Genomic DNA, 17,716 nt, shown 5'->3' with positions numbered 1-17,716 from the left:
GTGGTGGAGGCGGAGACGCTCAAATTGCTTCCGAAGTGCCGTATGACAATGCGGGCTCAGGACTTACTGCAGGTAATGTTCAGGAGGCTTTGGATGAATTGGTCGCTTCTGGCACAGGAGGTGCGGATGCAGATGCGGACCCGACCAATGAAATCCAAGATATTAATATTTCCGGCACTAACTTAAGTATAACGGATGGGTCAACTATCGATCTATCGGCTATTATCCCACCGGGAGGAACAGATGACCAGAACGCCTCCGAAGTTCCTTTTGATAATACGGGAACGGGACTTGCAGCTGCCGATACCCAAGCGGCAATTGAGGAATTAGCTGCGGGTGGGTTGGTAGATACAGATGATCAGAATTTATCACTTTCAGGAACCATGCTACAGATAGAAGATGGAACGGGTGTTGATCTTTCTACGATTATTCCACCGGGAGGAACGGATGACCAGAACGCCTCCGAAGTTCCTTTTGACAATACGGGAACGGGACTTGCAGCTGCTGATACCCAAGCGGCAATAGAAGAATTGGCAGCTGGTGGGTTAGTGGATACGGATGATCAAGGACTTATAATGACTGGAGATGTGTTAAGCATTGAAGATGGTACGGGTTCGGTTGATTTAAGTGATTATGTGGATGTTACAGGGGAAAGCGGATTGCTTTTAGGTGATGGCACGAATATAAGCGGACTTGAGGGTACGGCAGATGGTCAAGTAGCTAAATGGGATGCGGGTACAAGCATGTGGGTGGCCGGTACTGATGAAGTTGGAGGAGGAGGAAGCTCTTTATGGACAGATAATGCAGGTGATATTTATTTTAATAGTGGTAAGGTGGGTGTTGGTACAGATTCACCAGATGCAAATTTTGAAGTATCAGGTATAGGAACTTTACGCAATAGAATGACATCTACAGATGCCGGAAGTGTTAGTTTACAATGGATGCGGACTGGAGCTGCAAATACTGATTGGGCATTTACGGCAGGAGAAGGAAGAATGGAATTAATGTATTCTTCTACAGATTTGACGGGTGGAAGTGTACATACTCGATTGCTTGATGATGGAACGTTAGATGTTGTAAAGGGAATTCGCTCAGGTGATTTGGCTGGAACAGGAGAACGCAACGTTATGGCCGATGCTGATGGAAATTTGATGATTGGGACGGGTGCCGGAGGAAGTTCTCTTTGGGAAGAAGATGAAGGTAATATATATAGATCTAGTGGAAATGTAGGTGTTGGTGTTAGTAATCCTGAAAAGAAAATGCATGTTGGAGGAGATCTCTTTATTCAGACTAATTTGGGGGATTTAATAATGGGTTTTAAGGAAAATGGAAATCAATGGCAATTAGGTACACGTAATTTGGGCGCAACTTTACAGTATAGGTTTAAAGAAAGTGGTTCCAATAGTTGGTTGGCACATTTTAGAATGCATAAAGGAGGGGAATTTCAATTTGGTGATATTGCAGATGTCTCTTCATGGGCACATATTCGAAATAACTCGTCCGTAATCAAACCCTTGTTAAAATTAGAGGAAGAAGGGAATGATTATGCCAGGTTGGAACTCACCAATGATGCAGTAAGTGATTCTTTTTGGCACGTAGCGGGTTTGCCCTCTGCCAATGCTAGTGTTGCAAAGCTTAATTTTTATTTTCGTAATGCTAGTGGAGCTGCGGATAGAATGACAATTACAGGAGATGGTAGGGTAGGTGTTAATACCAGTAGTCCTTCTGCAAGATTAACTATCAATCAAGCTAGTCAATCTGTGGGTTCTGGCCTTAGTTTTCGAGATGGTACTTTAAATCTAGATTGGCACATTACCCATGGTTATGGCTTAAGGTTTCATTATGGGGGCACACTAAAAGCTCTTATAAATGCCAGTACAGGGGCTTATACTGTAGGTTCCGATAGACGACTTAAAACTGATATTAAGCCTTTGCCAGGCGTGTTAGATAAAGTTTCTCTTCTTAAGCCATCAACGTATGTCTACAAGGCAGATACAACAAAAACAAAAACTTTAGGGCTTGTAGCTCAAGATGTGCAGCCATTATTTCCTGAGCTAGTCAGTAAAAGTGACGATGATGGTATGCTCGGAGTTAATTACTCGGGTTTTAGTGTTGTGGCGTTACGAGCAATTCAGGAACAACAAGCTGTAATTCAAGAACAATCAGAAAAAATATCCAATTTGGAAGAAAGATTACGTAGACTGGAAGCTAGAATTGGTAAATAATGGCCCTTTCGTAGATTACAATTTTAAACCAAAAAGTATATTAAAAACATACTTTTTGGTTTAATTTTTTGTATTCAACTTTCATGTAAAATTTACGTTAACTGTCGATCCCCGTTAACGTCAGTGTATATACAATGCGAGCATACATTTCAACAATTTGTGTTAAAAACTTTGTGCCCGAAATGATCGAACAGCACGCATATTTTGGTGCTTTTTTGCCATCTTTGTTATCCCATCACAAGGGGAGAATTTTCTTCCCAATACACGAATTTTTTAAAAATAATTTGATATGTCCGCAGCTTTAGAGCCTATTTTGGAAGAAAACAACGACCGCTTTGTAATCTTTCCTATTAAACATCATGATTTATGGGAATGGTACAAGAAATGCGAAGCCTGTTTTTGGACGGCTGAGGAAATAGACCTTGGTGAAGATTTAAATGACTGGAATAATAAGTTGAGTGATGACGAGCGTTACTTCGTAAAGCATATACTTGCCTTTTTTGCAGCTTCGGACGGTATCGTAAACGAGAATTTGGCAGAGAACTTTGTTAGTGAAGTGCAATATGCCGAAGCTAAGTTTTTCTACGGGTTCCAGATTATGATGGAAAATATACACTCGGAGACCTATTCGCTTTTGATTGATACTTACGTAAAGGATGAAAAGGAAAAGAACCTTCTTTTTAGAGCAATAGAAAACTTTCCTGCCATTAAGAAAAAGGCAGATTGGGCATTGAATTGGATCGAGTCTCCAAGTTTTGCAGAAAGGTTGATAGCCTTTGCAGCTGTTGAAGGTATATTCTTCTCCGGTGCATTCTGCTCTATTTTCTGGTTAAAGAAAAGAGGTTTAATGCCTGGGCTTACTTTTTCCAATGAGTTGATTTCAAGAGATGAAGGTATGCACTGTGATTATGCGGTACACCTTCATAACAAACACTTGATCAATAAAGTTCCAAAAGAACGTATTACCGAGATTTTGACCAATGCATTGGATATTGAACGTGAGTTCATTACAGAGTCGCTTCCGGCAAGTTTAATCGGGATGAACTCAAAATTAATGACACAATACCTAGAATTTGTAACGGATAGGCTTCTTGTTGAGCTGGAGTGCGATAAAGTGTACAACGCAACCAATCCGTTTGATTTTATGGATATGATTTCCCTACAAGGAAAGACCAACTTCTTTGAAAAACGTGTTTCTGAATACCAAAAAGCGGGCGTTTTGAACAAGGATAATGATGAGGACGCACAGAAGATAAGCTTCGACGCAGATTTTTAGATAATATATAAAATAGAGGACCCTTTCTCAGAAAGGGTTTTTGTTCCCAATTTTAAAATTGTTAATTTTTTTAACAATTCAGCATAAACAAACCAACGTATCACACCCCACTAAAAAAGTATTCACATGTTTGTAGTTAAAAGAGACGGCAGAAAAGAAGTGGTCATGTTCGATAAGATCACGGCCCGAGTAAGAAAATTATGTTATGGCCTAAACGGGCTTGTAGACCCTTTAAAGGTTGCTATGCGCGTTATAGAAGGATTGTATGACGGTGTAACCACATCTGAGCTAGATAATTTAGCGGCGGAGATTGCGGCCACTATGACTACGACCCACCCGGATTATGCAAAGTTAGCGGCCCGTATTTCGGTCTCAAACTTGCACAAGAATACTAAAAAGTCGTTCTCAGAAACAATGAAGGACCTTTATGAGTATGTAAACCCACGTACGAACAAAGAGGCGCCACTTTTATCCGATGAGGTCTATAAGGTAATTTCGGAAAATTCAGAAAGGTTGGACTCCACGATTATCTATAACAGAGATTTTGGATATGACTACTTCGGTTTTAAAACACTTGAGCGTTCGTATCTTTTAAAATTGAACGGTAAGATTGCAGAGCGTCCTCAACACATGCTTATGCGTGTTTCCGTAGGTATTCACCTAAATGATCTGGATGCGGCCATTGAGACGTATGAGCTCATGTCCAAAAAATATTTCACCCACGCTACACCTACACTTTTTAACTCAGGAACACCAAAACCACAGATGTCTTCTTGCTTCTTATTGGCAATGAAAGATGATAGTATAGATGGTATTTATGATACGTTAAAGCAAACGGCTAAGATTTCTCAGTCTGCGGGTGGTATTGGTCTATCTATACATAATGTACGTGCAACAGGCTCTTATATTGCAGGAACAAATGGTACGTCTAACGGTATAGTTCCTATGCTACAGGTGTTTAATGATACGGCACGTTACGTAGATCAAGGTGGTGGAAAGCGTAAAGGAAGCTTTGCTATTTACATGGAGCCATGGCATGCAGATATTTACGCATTCTTAGATTTGAAAAAGAACCATGGTAAAGAAGAAATGCGTGCACGTGATCTTTTTTATGCCATGTGGATTTCAGATTTATTCATGAAAAGGGTTGAGGCTAACGAAGATTGGACGTTAATGTGTCCTAATGAATGCCCAGGATTGTTCACACACCACAGTGAAGAGTTTGAAGCATTATATACCAAATACGAAGCGGAAGGAAAAGGAAGAAAAACCGTTAAGGCTCGTGAACTTTGGGAAAAAATATTGGAGTCTCAAATAGAGACCGGTACACCTTACATGTTGTACAAAGATGCGGCTAACCGTAAGAGCAACCAGAAAAACTTAGGTACTATACGTTCTTCTAACTTGTGTACCGAGATTATGGAATATACCTCTCCGGATGAGGTAGCGGTATGTAACTTGGCATCCATTGCTTTGCCAATGTTCATTAAGAATGGGGCCTTTGATCATAAAGAACTGTTCAAGGTAACCAAAAGGGTAACCAGAAACTTAAACCGTGTTATAGATAGAAATTACTATCCGGTAAAAGAAGCGGAAAACTCCAATATGCGTCACAGACCAATTGGGCTAGGAGTACAGGGGCTTGCAGATGCTTTTATTCTGTTGCGTTTGCCTTTTACAAGTGACGGTGCCAAGAAATTGAACCAAGAGATTTTTGAAACCTTATATTTTGCTGCTGTTACCGCTTCTATGGAAATGGCAAAAGAAGAAGGAGCATATTCTACTTTTGAAGGTTCGCCTATTTCTCAGGGAGATTTTCAGTTCAACCTTTGGGGTATTAAGGACGAAGAACTATCAGGAAGATGGGATTGGAACAAACTGCGTAAGGAGGTTAAGAAAAACGGAGTTCGTAACTCACTTTTAGTAGCGCCTATGCCAACAGCTTCAACGTCTCAGATTTTGGGTAACAATGAGTGTTTTGAGCCTTATACTTCTAATATTTACACGAGAAGGGTGCTTTCTGGTGAGTTTATTGTGGTGAACAAGCATCTATTAGAAGATTTGGTAAACCTAGGTCTTTGGAACGAGAACATGAAGCAAGAGTTAATGCGTGCAAACGGTTCTATCCAACATATAGAAACCATACCAAAGGACATACGTGACTTGTACAAAACGGTTTGGGAGCTTAGTATGAAAGATATTATAGACATGAGCCGCCAAAGAGGATATTTCATTGATCAAAGTCAGTCTTTGAACTTGTTCATGGAAAACGCAAACTATTCTAAATTGACCTCAATGCACTTTTATGCATGGAAAAGTGGCTTAAAAACAGGTATGTATTACTTGCGTACTAAAGCTGCTGTAGATGCTATTAAATTTACATTGGATAATAGCAAGAAGAACGCTGCTCCGGTAAGTGTTGCTGCAGAAGCAGAAGCGGCCGCAACTACACCGCCAGTAGAGGCAGCTGTTGCAATGGAAGTAAACACTACTTCTAGTGCGCCACAGGCACAGGCAGAGTTGGATATTCAACCAATGACTCCTGAAGAAATGAAAGAAATGATTGCCCGGGCCAAAGAAGGTCAAGCAGATGATGATTGCTTAATGTGCGGTTCTTAATCAAAGAAGTTTTTATACTTATAAAACCCTGTCCGTTTGGTCAGGGTTTTTTTATACGTATTTCGGATGGATTTTAATAACCCATTAAGGATGTATGCTTTTCTATAATAGAGCAAAGTTGGCCCTAAACAGTAACGGCTTAGTCACAATAGGTTAAAGGAAAATTTTGAGAAAGTATGGCACAAAAAGGCACTACCTGAGAGGTAATGCTATATACATGGGAAATGGCTATTTCTCCAAGTACGGTCTTGCTACTACAGAAAAGATGTATGCAGCAATATAAACGATGAGTATGATAATATATTTGTCCATTGTGCCCCAATAAAACGTTGTATACTATATACGTAGTAAAATGGATGAAAAGATTACATAAAAGTGACGAAAACTTAAAAAATTGGGAGAGTTTTAAGATAAAATCGCACTTGTAAAGTAATCTTTCTGTTTTTGTGCGCAAGATAGCATCATCATGGAGTTAAGAAATTCCATTGATGCGATATTCAAAGCTTTGCCTTCAATCTAATTATTTACTTGCTTTCGTTTAAAATAATGAAACGCAAGTTTAGATAAAAGCATTAGCGATGCGTAGGCGATAAGTAGGTATATGTATGAGGTCATATAAAACTAACGCCTTCACTAGAAGGTATCTTACCTCTTTAGTATGTAGAACGTCGAAAAAGGTTAAAAAACTCGTTAAAATGCGCTATTTGCATCAATATGCCGATGAAACACCCCTTTTTTACTTTTGAAGGTTGGATTTGAAGTAAAAAATAAGTCCTACTTTTAAAAGAAGTAGGACCTATCAAATAAAGACTTTATGTTTTATAGGAATGAATCCTCTTGAATATAGGCATCAATAACGGCTTGCTCTCCTGCTTTTCCGTCTTTGGAGTTGCCATGTTCCATACCAAGTACTCCTTTAAATCCTTTTTCGTGTATCCATTTAAATACATTTTTATAATTGATTTCCCCTGTAGTGGGCTCTTTACGGCCCGGATTGTCACCAATTTGAATATAGGCTATTTCATCCCAAGTAAGGTCCATATTATGGATAAGGTGCCCTTCGGTTTTTTGCATATGGTAGATGTCGAACAATATTTTACAGGCCGGACTATCAACTCCTTTACAAATCATATAGGTTTGGTCCGAGTTCTGTAAGTACAGGTCAGGTGAATCGGATAGGGGTTCCAGAACCATCGTAAGCCCATGAGGTTCTAAAATCTCGGCACCTCTTTTCAAAGCTTCAATTACATTGCCATCTTGTACACCAATAGGTAGTTTTCTTTCAAATCCACCGGGTACAACGGTCATCCATTTGGCATTGACACGTTTTGCAGTTTCCACGGCTCTTTTACATCCATCTAAAAAAATATCAATATATTCTTGTTTTCCGGCGGCTAGCGTATTTTTCATGTTGCCCCCTTTGTCTATAACAAAAACACCCATGGTCATACCTCTTTTGGCCAAGGTTTCGCCCATTTTGGTCTGTAGGGCCACATCTCGCTTCATCATACCGTTATCTTCAAAAGCGGTAAAACCTTGATCGGCCATAAAGTTGATCTGATCAATAGGGTCTTCGCCCGCTAATTCTTTGAACATACCCAAATGTGGGGCATATTTAAGATTGAACTTATGAGGTTTAACAAGATTGTTAGTTGGGCTGGAGTAGGCAAAATTGCCTCCTAGTGAAATGGCTCCACCGGTAAGGGCGGTTTTTTGAATGAAGTTTCTTCTTTTCATTGTGTATATAGGTTGGATGAGTAATCGTAAAATAAAAAAGAGCCGCAAGTAAACAGTAATTTACCAGCGACTCTTCAATAGGCTCTATTGCTTTATTAAAGTGACCAAGCTTTGCCGCCTGTCAGCTCTTGCGTGTCCGCGCAAGCAATATATTCTCCGGGAACAGGTAAGTAGGCCAGGACCTTCTCACCAACATATTCAGAAGTTTTGTAACCCCAAATAGTCATTCCTCTAAGGTTGTTTGCAAAAGCAAAGCGAGCAATACCGTCATCAAGTAGCGCTTCTTTACCCTCGGCCACAGCCTCGTTGTATTGTTTTATAGATTCAAAGTTCTGTACTTCATCCTCTTTGGTGACTTTTAAGGATTCGGCAAGAACCGGTTCTAAATCTTCGGCAGTTAAGTCTGCTCCTTTTTCTTTTCCGGAATCTTTCAACGCCTTTTCAATAAATCGGTCCATAGACATTTTAAGAAAATCTTGTTGGCCCTTTTCCATAACCTGATCGGCAAACCGATCAATGAAAATATTTACTTGAGTTTCCGAAGCGGAAGGCGTATCTGTTTTAGGAAGAATGATATCAACTAATTTAGTCAATACCGCCCCTTGGTCTTTTGTGAAAAAGTCTGGGGTCCATTCAAGTACGGTCTCGTTTTTACAACTTTGAACAATGCTGAGCAGAGTTGGGGTGGCCACGGTGTAACCCAGTGCCATACCCATATTCTTGAGTGCTTTTCTCCTATCCATTATATATTTCCTTTTTTAAGTTCGTTTACGGCGTGGTTAGCAGCTCTTGCTGTAAAGGCCATATAAGTTAAAGATGGGTTTACACAACTTGCAGAAGTCATGAACGAACCATCTGTTACGTAAACGTTTGGTACATCATGTATTTGGTTGTTGCCGTTCAATACAGATGTTCTACGGTCTCTACCCATACGTGCTGTACCCATTTCATGAATACCTAGACCTAAGCCTGTTTCGCGATCATGACCTTTAACGTCTTTTACTCCTGCTTTTTCAAGCATTTCAATAGCAGACTGCATCATGTCTTTACGCATGTTCAATTCGTTTTCCTTAAAACCGGCATCAAAAGTTACGGTTGGTAATCCCCAATCATCCAATTTATCGTAATCAAGGGTCATACGGTTATCTTCGTAAGGAAGTACCTCTCCAAAACCACCAATACCAATGGTCCATCCGCCTGGTTTTAAAATAGCATCTTTTAGGTCTTTACCATAGGATAGTTCCGCAACTAGTTCTTCCCAATCGCCTCTACTTGCGCCACCTTGATAACCAAACCCGCGCTTGTAGTCTTTTCTATTGGTGTCTCCTCCTAAGTTTCTAAACCTTGGAATATAAACTCCGTTAGGTCTTCTACCTTTATAATATTTGTCCTGAAAACCATCAAATTTACCTGAGGCACCAACACCTAGGTGGTGGTCCATAATATTACGGCCCAATTGGTCACTGTCATTACCCATGCCGTTAGGGAAACGGTCAGATTTTGATTGCATTAAAATTGATGTAGAAGCTATGGACGAAGCACAAAGGAAAATAACCTTTGCTTTAAATTCGTACGCCTCTTTGGTAACGCGATCTATAACTTTTACACCAGTTGCTCTTTTTGTTTCTGGGTCATAAATAACCTCATGAACAATTGAATCTGGGCGTAGCGTCATATTTCCTGTTGCTTCGGCAGCAGGTAACGTAGAAGAAAGGCTACTAAAGTAACCTCCAAAAGGACACCCTCTAATACATCTATTTCTGTATTGACATTTGGTGCGTCCATCAAAGTTTTTAGTTCCTGTAATATGGGCAACTCTACCAACGGTTACGGCACGACCATCAAACTCCTCACCTACTTTTTCCTTAAAGTGCTCTTCCACACAATTAAGTTCCATTTGTGGTAGGAAGTTACTATCCGGTAGTTGTGGAAGGTTTAGCGCCTCGCCACTAACACCAATGTAATCCTCAACTTTTGCATACCAAGGTGCAATATCTTTATAACGTACCGGCCAATCTACGGCAATACCTTCTTTTTTATTTGCTTCAAAGTCAATGTCGCTCCAGCGGTAACTTTGGCGCCCCCATTGTAATGAACGTCCACCTACGTGATAACCTCGCATCCAGTCAAAACGCTGTATTTCGTTATACGGATGTTTAAGATCGTTTACGAACCACATTTTACTTGCGGCGTTGGTGGTATAGCCAGTTCGGTTCTGTTTTTCCTGTTTTGCGATGTCCTCTTTTGTTGGTTTTCCTCCGTTAGGGAAATCCCAAGGGTCCATGTTCGCAGTTTCATAGTCTTCGATGTGCTTCACCATACGTCCGCGCTCCAGCACCAAGGTTTTTAGTCCGGCCTCGCACAGCTCTTTTGCTGCCCAGCCACCACTTATACCTGTACCCACCACAATCGCGTCGTAAGACTCTTGCTCTTCGTTGTAATAAAATTTGCTCATGTACAAAATTGTTTAGTCCATAAATTTATTAAATATTAAATTAATTTTCTACATTTATTCGCTATACATCTTGTTAAGGTGACACATTTGCAGGTGATCTATCCTCAAATCCTTAAAATTCAATAAACTAATCTTACATAATGAAAAGAAGAAACTTTATAAGGAATAGCTCTCAGGCCGGTTTGGCACTTTCAATTCTAGGTGTTGCCGCTTGTAAAGAGACTAAAAAAAGTGAAAAAGTTGGTGATGTAGCTCCTGAAACGGAAGAGACAATGGCAGAACCTTTCTTTAAATTGTCTTTGGCGCAATGGTCTATTCATAGAATGATAAAAGAGGATGGTGTAGATCCTTATACTTTTGCGGAAAAAGCAAAGAATTGGGGTTTTTCAGGTTTGGAATATGTTAGTCAATTATATAATCCTGAATTAGCGGATGCCGGTTATTCAGATGAGGCTATGGCCGCCTTTGTTGAAAAATCCAATGCAGAGGCTAAAAAACACGGAATGCAAAATGTCTTGATCATGATTGATGGTCAAGGAAACCTTGCCGTAAGTGATGAAAAAGAAAGAAACGAAACCGTAGAAAAACATAAAAAATGGGTAGATGCAGCAGCTGCAATGGGCTGCCATTCCATTCGGGTAAACCTTAACGGCAGCAGTGAGCCGGAGGAGTGGAAGAAAAACTCCATAGATGGCCTTACCAAACTGTCTACCTATGCCAAAACAAAGAACATTAATATTTTAGTAGAGAACCATGGTGGTCTGTCTTCTAACGGAGCCATGCATGCAGAGGTTATGAAAGCCGTGGCAATGGATAATTGCGGGACACTTCCTGATTTTGGAAACTTCTGTATTACACGCAAACAAGGAAGTCGCGATTGTGAGGTTATGTATGACAAATACAAGGGTGTAAAAGAATTAATGCCGTATGCCAAGGCGGTCAGTGCCAAAACGCATGATTTTGATGCCGATGGAAACGAAACCGACATAGACTATGTTAAAATGCTCCAAATGGTAAAGGACAATGGATATACCGGTTTTGTTGGTGTTGAGTACGAGGGCAGCATATTGAGCGAGGAAGAGGGTATCATAGCGACTAGAGAATTGCTATTGAATGCAGCAAAAGAAGTAAGTTAAATTTTAATAGATACCCGTTGCCGTGAAAGTATTTTTCAATCAACTATTCGACTATAATTTCTATTGCAACAAGAAAATAATAGAGGCCAGTACAGCACTTAATGTTGTTCCACAGAATAGCATTGCCCTGTTTTCGGATATTCTGAACATGCACCATATTTATAATGAGCGTATTGCCAAACGTGTGCCTAAATACACATTTGGTCAATTGCACGAAGTAAGTACATGGGGAGATATTCATTATGAAAACCAGCGGAACTCTTTTGATATTACTTCTGAAAGCGAAGATTTTGAGAAGCGCATAGACTATGAAGATAGTAAGGGTGAGTTGCTGATTCATACCATGCAGGACATGCTTTTTCATATCATTAATGAGTCTACCCATTACAGGGCTCTAATAGACATGGACTTTAAAGCGAATGGGCTGGAGCCGCTCAGAACAAATTATATTACCTATAAACATTAGTGCAAATAGCCATGACGGTAAAGATCAAGACACAGCTTTCTATAATGATGTTTTTGGAATTCTTTATCTGGGGCGGCTGGTTCGTTACTCTGGGAATTTATCTTCCAAATACCTTAGGTTCAACAGGAAGTGAAATAGCATTGGCATATTCAACACAATCATGGGGCGCAATTTTGGCGCCCTTTATTATTGGTCTTATTGCCGATAGGTATTTTAATGCCGAACGTATTTTGGGAGCCCTCCATTTAATAGGCGCGGCGCTCATGTATGTAATGTATCAAGCCACGGATTTTTCCGGATTTTTTCCGTTTCTGCTGGCATATATGATTATGTATATGTCAACTTTGGCTTTGGTAAATTCGGTTTCATTCAATCAAATGAAAGATCCAGCTAAAGAGTTTTCTTTAGTACGTGTTTTTGGGACCGTTGGATGGATAACTGCTGGACTGCTGATAAGCTTTTTTAATTGGGACTCCCAAGAAGGCATAACCCAAGGTTTTTTAAGAAATACCTTTTTAATGGCTTCGGTTTCATCGGCTATATTGGGAATCTTTAGTTTTACATTGCCCAAAACTCCGCCCACGGCAGACAAATCGCAAAAAATAAAATTAGCCAATATTTTAGGCCTTGATGCATTGGCGCTTTTAAAGAACCGTAATTTCTTGATTTTCTTTCTGGCCTCGGTGCTAATTTGTATTCCATTGGCCTTTTATTACCAACATGCCGGTCAGTTTTTAGGGGAAATAGGAGTGGCCAACCCGGCCGGAAAAATGACTATTGGACAAATTTCGGAAATTCTATTTCTACTGCTCTTGCCGCTCTTTTTTAAACGGTTCGGGTTTAAAATGACCATTGTGGCGGCCATGCTGGCATGGGGTTTAAGATATTTGATGTTCGCTTACGGAGATACCGGAGAATTGGTTTTTATGTTGTTGACCGGTATTGCTTTGCACGGTATATGCTATGATTTTTTCTTTGTTTCGGGCCAAATCTATACAGATAGTAAAGCTGGTGCAAAGTATAAAAGTGCAGCGCAAGGGTTAATTACTTTGGCTACTTATGGTGTGGGAATGCTCATTGGGTTTTGGGTGGCAGGTACCATTACCGATGCCTATGTATTAGAAGGCGGGCAACATGATTGGAGTACCATTTGGTTGTATCCATCAGCTTTTGCGTTTCTCGTGTTACTCCTGTTCGTCATTTTGTTCAAAAATGAAAAAATAGCTTATAAATCATAGTTATTTTATTAAATTCAAACTCTTAAAAAATAAGGAACACAAAAAGACCCTAACAAGGTTTTTTACTAATTAAAAGGATTACAAAATGCCAAAAAAAATCAGACTCGGAATTTTAGGAGGAGGAGGAGACTCTCTAATAGGTGTACTACATCGTGTAGCATCGCATATAAATGATAACTATCAAATTGTTGGGGCTGTTTTTAACCCGGATTTTGATCAGAATATGGCCTTCGCCAAAGAAATAGATGTGCCAACAGATCGTATCTATAAAGATTTTGATACGCTGATCGAAGAAGAAATGAAGTTGCCGGAGGATGAGCGTATTCAGGTATGTTCTATTCTTACGCCTAACTTTCTTCACTTTCCAATGGCTTTAAAATTGTTGGAAAACGGTTTTAATGTTATTTGCGAAAAACCAATGACTACCACGTTGGAAGAAGCTAAAAAACTGCAAGCCGCACATGAAAAGGCAGGTACTGTTTTTGCTTTAACTCACACATATACCGGTTATCCAATGGTACGCCAAATGCGCCAAATGATTAAGAACGGAGAGCTAGGGAGAATTCACAAAGTAGATGCTGTGTATTACCAAGGTTGGATTAATGAAATTATTCATGATCAAGAAAAACGTTCATCTGTTTGGCGTTTAGACCCTAAAAAGGCAGGAATCAGTTCTTGTATTGGAGATATTGGGGTACATGCCTTTAATATGGTAGAATACACAACCGGACTTAAGATTAAGTCTATTTTGAGCGATTTCAATTATTTGTATGAAGACAACCAGATGGATGTTGATGGTACTGTGCTTATTAGAATGAGTGATCACGTTAAAGGTGTTATTAGAAGTAGTCAGGTAGCGACAGGTGAGGAAAATGGTCTTGGAATTGCTATTTATGGCGAAAAAGGGGCTTTCAGATGGGAGCAGGAGAATCCTAATTATCTGTATGTAATGAGTGATACAAAACCAACTCAGATTTACAAGCCAGGTCATGCGTATAACAGCGAACTTTCTTTAGGTGGAACAAAACTTCCTCCAGGACACCCAGAAGGTATTTTTGATTCTATGGCTAATATCTACCTTGGTGTGGCAAAAGCTATTAGAGGAGAGCAATATGACAGCGGTGAGTATCCAACAATGACCGATGGTGTTCGTGGTATGAACTTCATTGAAGCAACAGTTGAATCTCACAAAAACGGAAATACTTGGGTAGAATTAGAGGACTAGTCTTTCTAAAGTACCTATAAAACAAAACCCCCGAAAGTATTTTACTTTCGGGGGTTTTTATTGTTAATCGATTTGGTTCATACTAACTCTTATTTCACCGGTTGTATCATAAAACTAAAGGATAGATTGCCCGGTTTAATTTGATATGCTTCATGCGGTAAAAGTCCCCAGCTGTTGTCGCCTCCAACGCCCATTTGGCTATAATCAATATTGATGTTGATGAGGTCTCTTTGAGGAATATCATAGGTGTGACGCTGTTGCTTTTCCATGCCTTCGTCAAAGTCGGAATTATATTGGTTGTGGGCACTAAACCCAAACAGTTTTGATGCCGAAACTTCAATTCCTTTGCCTTCCGCATTTAAAAATGATACGGTACGGATGTCGGTTCGGTAACCGTTTTCTTGTGGGCGTATGTATTCAAAATACAAGTCCTTCACCTTTGCATTATATACACCAACCAGTGCCGAAGTTTTTCGGTCTTGGTAATTTTCATGTGGTCCTCTACCGTACCAACTTACATTGTCATAGGCTGGGTCTATAATAAAGTTGTTGCCAAAACGGGGCACGATGGGCAAACTGCCCTTAATATTTGAAAGGTCCGTACGCACTAGAATCTCTCCCTTTTTGTTGATTGCATAGGTAATCGTGGCTTCACCTTGTACGGAAGGTAAACTGTAAGTGGCCGTAAGCTGTAAATCGTTTTTTATTTTAAACGGATTCTTGCTCAATTTTACGGCGTCTATAACTTTCTTTCCATCATTGGAATTCAGTTGAAAGCTAGTTAGGTTTTGCGTTACCGTAGCCTCTTTCCATACCTGCAATAATTTTGGCATGTTGTAGCCATAGTCATTATCGGTTGGTGCTCGCCAGAAGTTTACGCTCGGTCCGTTTTTGATTAAATTTCCTTGGCCGTAGTCGAGTGTGGTCAAGCTACCATCGGTACTATTAAAGCCCACTTCAAATCCATCACCTTTAATTTTTACGGTGCCGTCTATATTGGTAACCGAAAGTCCACTGGTTTCCATTTCAAAAACGCTTGGGGTGTAATTGGTAAGTTGAAATTGTTCATAGGCCAACATATAATCTTGGGGTATAAGGACATCTGCATTTTTAGTAGATGCATAAACATTCAAGAAATATTCGGCTTTATCATCGGTCAATTCCGGTAGGGTAATCTGAACTTCTTTAGATCCGTAAGGAGCTATGGCAATATCAGGAATGGTTCCGGCCTGTACCTCAATGCCGTCCTTGAACAATTTCCATGTAAAATTATATTCTGAAAGGTTAGTAAAATCATACTTGTTGGTAATGGTGATTTTACCTGATTTAGGATTCTCGGATTTAAACTTTATATATTGATACACCTTTTTTACTTCGTGTAGGGCCGGGTGTGCGGAGCGATCAGGATTTACCAATCCGTTTAAACAAAAATTATTATCGTTTTGAAGATGCGATGCGCCAAAATCGCCTCCAAAGGCATAAAATTCTACCCCGTCTTCATTTTTGGTTTTTAGGCCTTGATCTACCCAATCCCAAATAAAACCACCTTGTAACACATCATACTTTTCAATAACATCCCAATAATCCTGAAGGTTGCCAACACTGTTTCCCATGGCATGTGCATACTCACATTGAATGAGGGGTCTTTTTGGGTTGTTTTCAGCATATTCAATGGTTTGCTCTATAGTTGCGTACATGGGCGCCTGAATGTCTGTATTGGCGTATTGAGTGGCGCCTTCATATTGTACTGGGCGCGTATAATCCTGATTTTTGAGCCAGTCATAAGTGGCGAAGAAATTTTCTCCGTTACCCGCTTCATTACCTAAAGACCAAGTAACAATAGAAGTGTAGTTTTTATCACGTTCGTACATACGCTTTGTGCGGTCTAAATGCATGGCTTTCCACTCCGGTCTATAAGCTGGGTGAATTTTCTTGGCCTCCTCATCATTATCAAGACCTTGGTTGGTGGTGCCCATACCGTGAATCTCAATATTTACTTCATCAACCACATAGAAACCATATTTGTCCGCCATGCGGTAGAAGAACTCATTTTTAGGATAATGACTGCAACGTATGGCGTTTAAGTTGTTGCGCTTCATTACCTCCATATCTTTAAGGGTTACCGCCCTACTGATAACATGACCCGTGTTTTCATCATGGTCATGAAGGTTGGCACCTTTAATAAGTACAGGTTGGCCGTTGACCAAGAACTGATTGTTCTTAATTTCAATTTTTCTGAAGCCTATTTTTGAACTTACAGCTTCGGTCACTTCTCCTTTTTTATTTTTAAGAGCGAAAAGCAAAGTGTAAAGGTTCGGTTTTTCGGCATTCCAGGTTTTTATGTTTTCCAGGTTTTTTTCAAAGTTTACCTCGGCTGACTTTCCACTGAAAACCACATCTTTCTCTTCGGAATAAAGTTCCTTGTCGCCGTCCAAAAGTTGCACGGTAACTTTATAGCCTTTGGCTTTTTTGGCTGTATTTTCAAGTTCAAGATTCACTTTTAAAAGACCGTCCTTATAATTATTCTGCAAGTCGGCAATAGCGCGGTAGTCTTTAATGGTGGTTGCTTTGGTGGTATAGAGATAAACATCCCGGTCAATACCGCTCAGACGCCAAAAGTCTTGGTCTTCCATATAGCTGGCATCGGACCAGCGTAAAACTTGTACGGCCAAGGTGTTCTTTCCGGGCTGTATGTATTTGGTAACATTGAATTCGGCTGGGGTTTTACTGCCTTCGCTGTACCCCACTTTTTGTCCGTTTACCCAAACGTACATAGCGCCACTAACGCCTCCAAAATGTAAATAGATATTCTTCCCGTTCCAGTCCTCCGAAATGTCAAAATCACGCTTATAACTTCCTACGGGGTTTTGATCATGAGGAATAAAAGGAGGATTCTTTGGGAATGGATATACAATATTAGTGTAGATAGGGGTTCCGTGTCCTTCAAGCTCCCAATTGGACGGTACGGGAATGGTGCTCCATGCGGAAGTGTCAAAACCTGCGTCTTGAAAATTCAGAGGTCGTGACATTACATTATCGGCATAATTAAAAAGCCAATCTCCATTTAAGGATGCATAGAAAGGAGAGTTTTCCCAACTGTCATTTTTTAATGCATTTTGGGTGGTTTCGTATCGATAAAAAGAAGCTGTAGGTGCTTCACGATTAATTTGAAATATTTCAGGATTTTCCCATTCCGGATTCTCCCATTTTGGAGCTTGACCTTTTACGGAAATACACAGAAATAAAGTAAATAAAGAAAGAGTTAAGCCTAAAAGAGGCTTTTTTGGCGTTGAGATGCGCATAGTTGAGTTTGTTTACATTGATGTCGTACAAGGTAAA

The 17,716-nt window shown here is 40.0% G+C and carries 11 protein-coding genes; 7 read left to right on the top strand and 4 right to left on the bottom strand.

Annotation, left to right across the window (positions count from 1 at the left end; all coding sequences use genetic code 11):
• The first annotated feature begins 995 nt into the window (after nt 1-995).
• From H9565_RS20360 to H9565_RS00925, 3 genes are all read left to right on the top strand, one after another.
• Complete coding sequence (locus H9565_RS20360) at nt 996-2,225, top strand: tail fiber domain-containing protein (RefSeq protein WP_394370245.1); 1,230 nt, start codon at nt 996-998, stop codon at nt 2,223-2,225.
• Between the two features lie 289 nt (nt 2,226-2,514).
• Complete coding sequence (locus H9565_RS00930; RefSeq protein ID WP_215436347.1) at nt 2,515-3,501, top strand: ribonucleotide-diphosphate reductase subunit beta; 987 nt, start codon at nt 2,515-2,517, stop codon at nt 3,499-3,501.
• A gap of 126 nt (nt 3,502-3,627) precedes the next feature.
• Nucleotides 3,628-6,120, top strand: coding sequence for a ribonucleoside-diphosphate reductase subunit alpha (locus tag H9565_RS00925; protein ID WP_215436344.1), 2,493 nt, complete (start codon nt 3,628-3,630; stop codon nt 6,118-6,120).
• Nucleotides 6,121-6,939: 819 nt separating this feature from the next.
• Here the strand turns inward: H9565_RS00925 and H9565_RS00920 are convergent.
• From H9565_RS00920 to H9565_RS00910, 3 genes are all read right to left on the bottom strand, one after another.
• Nucleotides 6,940-7,857: a hydroxypyruvate isomerase family protein gene (locus H9565_RS00920; RefSeq protein ID WP_215436342.1), complete on the bottom strand. Its 918-nt coding sequence runs from the start codon at nt 7,855-7,857 to the stop codon at nt 6,940-6,942.
• Nucleotides 7,858-7,952: 95 nt separating this feature from the next.
• The gene (locus H9565_RS00915) at nt 7,953-8,600 is read right to left on the bottom strand and encodes a gluconate 2-dehydrogenase subunit 3 family protein (RefSeq protein WP_215436341.1); all 648 of its coding nucleotides are present in this window, start codon (nt 8,598-8,600) and stop codon (nt 7,953-7,955) included.
• Nucleotides 8,600-10,312: a GMC oxidoreductase gene (locus tag H9565_RS00910; RefSeq protein ID WP_215436339.1), complete on the bottom strand. Its 1,713-nt coding sequence runs from the start codon at nt 10,310-10,312 to the stop codon at nt 8,600-8,602. The genes H9565_RS00915 and H9565_RS00910 overlap by 1 nt, the downstream gene beginning before the upstream one ends.
• A gap of 140 nt (nt 10,313-10,452) precedes the next feature.
• Between H9565_RS00910 and H9565_RS00905 the strand changes: the two genes are divergently transcribed.
• From H9565_RS00905 to H9565_RS00890, 4 genes are all read left to right on the top strand, one after another.
• The gene (locus H9565_RS00905; RefSeq protein WP_215436337.1) at nt 10,453-11,448 is read left to right on the top strand and encodes a sugar phosphate isomerase/epimerase family protein; all 996 of its coding nucleotides are present in this window, start codon (nt 10,453-10,455) and stop codon (nt 11,446-11,448) included.
• Nucleotides 11,449-11,470: 22 nt separating this feature from the next.
• Nucleotides 11,471-11,914: a damage-inducible protein DinB gene (locus tag H9565_RS00900; protein ID WP_215436335.1), complete on the top strand. Its 444-nt coding sequence runs from the start codon at nt 11,471-11,473 to the stop codon at nt 11,912-11,914.
• Between the two features lie 11 nt (nt 11,915-11,925).
• Nucleotides 11,926-13,152: an MFS transporter gene (locus tag H9565_RS00895; protein ID WP_215436332.1), complete on the top strand. Its 1,227-nt coding sequence runs from the start codon at nt 11,926-11,928 to the stop codon at nt 13,150-13,152.
• 85 nt (nt 13,153-13,237) lie between these two features.
• Nucleotides 13,238-14,377 (top strand): Gfo/Idh/MocA family protein, encoded by a 1,140-nt coding sequence (locus H9565_RS00890; RefSeq protein WP_215436329.1) that lies wholly within the window; start codon nt 13,238-13,240, stop codon nt 14,375-14,377.
• An 89-nt stretch (nt 14,378-14,466) separates the two neighbouring features.
• Here the strand turns inward: H9565_RS00890 and H9565_RS00885 are convergent, their stop codons facing one another.
• Entirely contained in the window at nt 14,467-17,679 is a 3,213-nt protein-coding gene (locus H9565_RS00885) for a glycoside hydrolase family 2 TIM barrel-domain containing protein (protein ID WP_215436327.1), read from the bottom strand.
• Between the last annotated feature and the right edge of the window lie 37 nt (nt 17,680-17,716).

The organism is Zobellia russellii (assembly GCF_018728565.1).
Classification (GTDB): domain Bacteria; phylum Bacteroidota; class Bacteroidia; order Flavobacteriales; family Flavobacteriaceae; genus Zobellia; species Zobellia russellii.
This window is presented reverse-complemented; position numbering and strand designations above follow the sequence as displayed.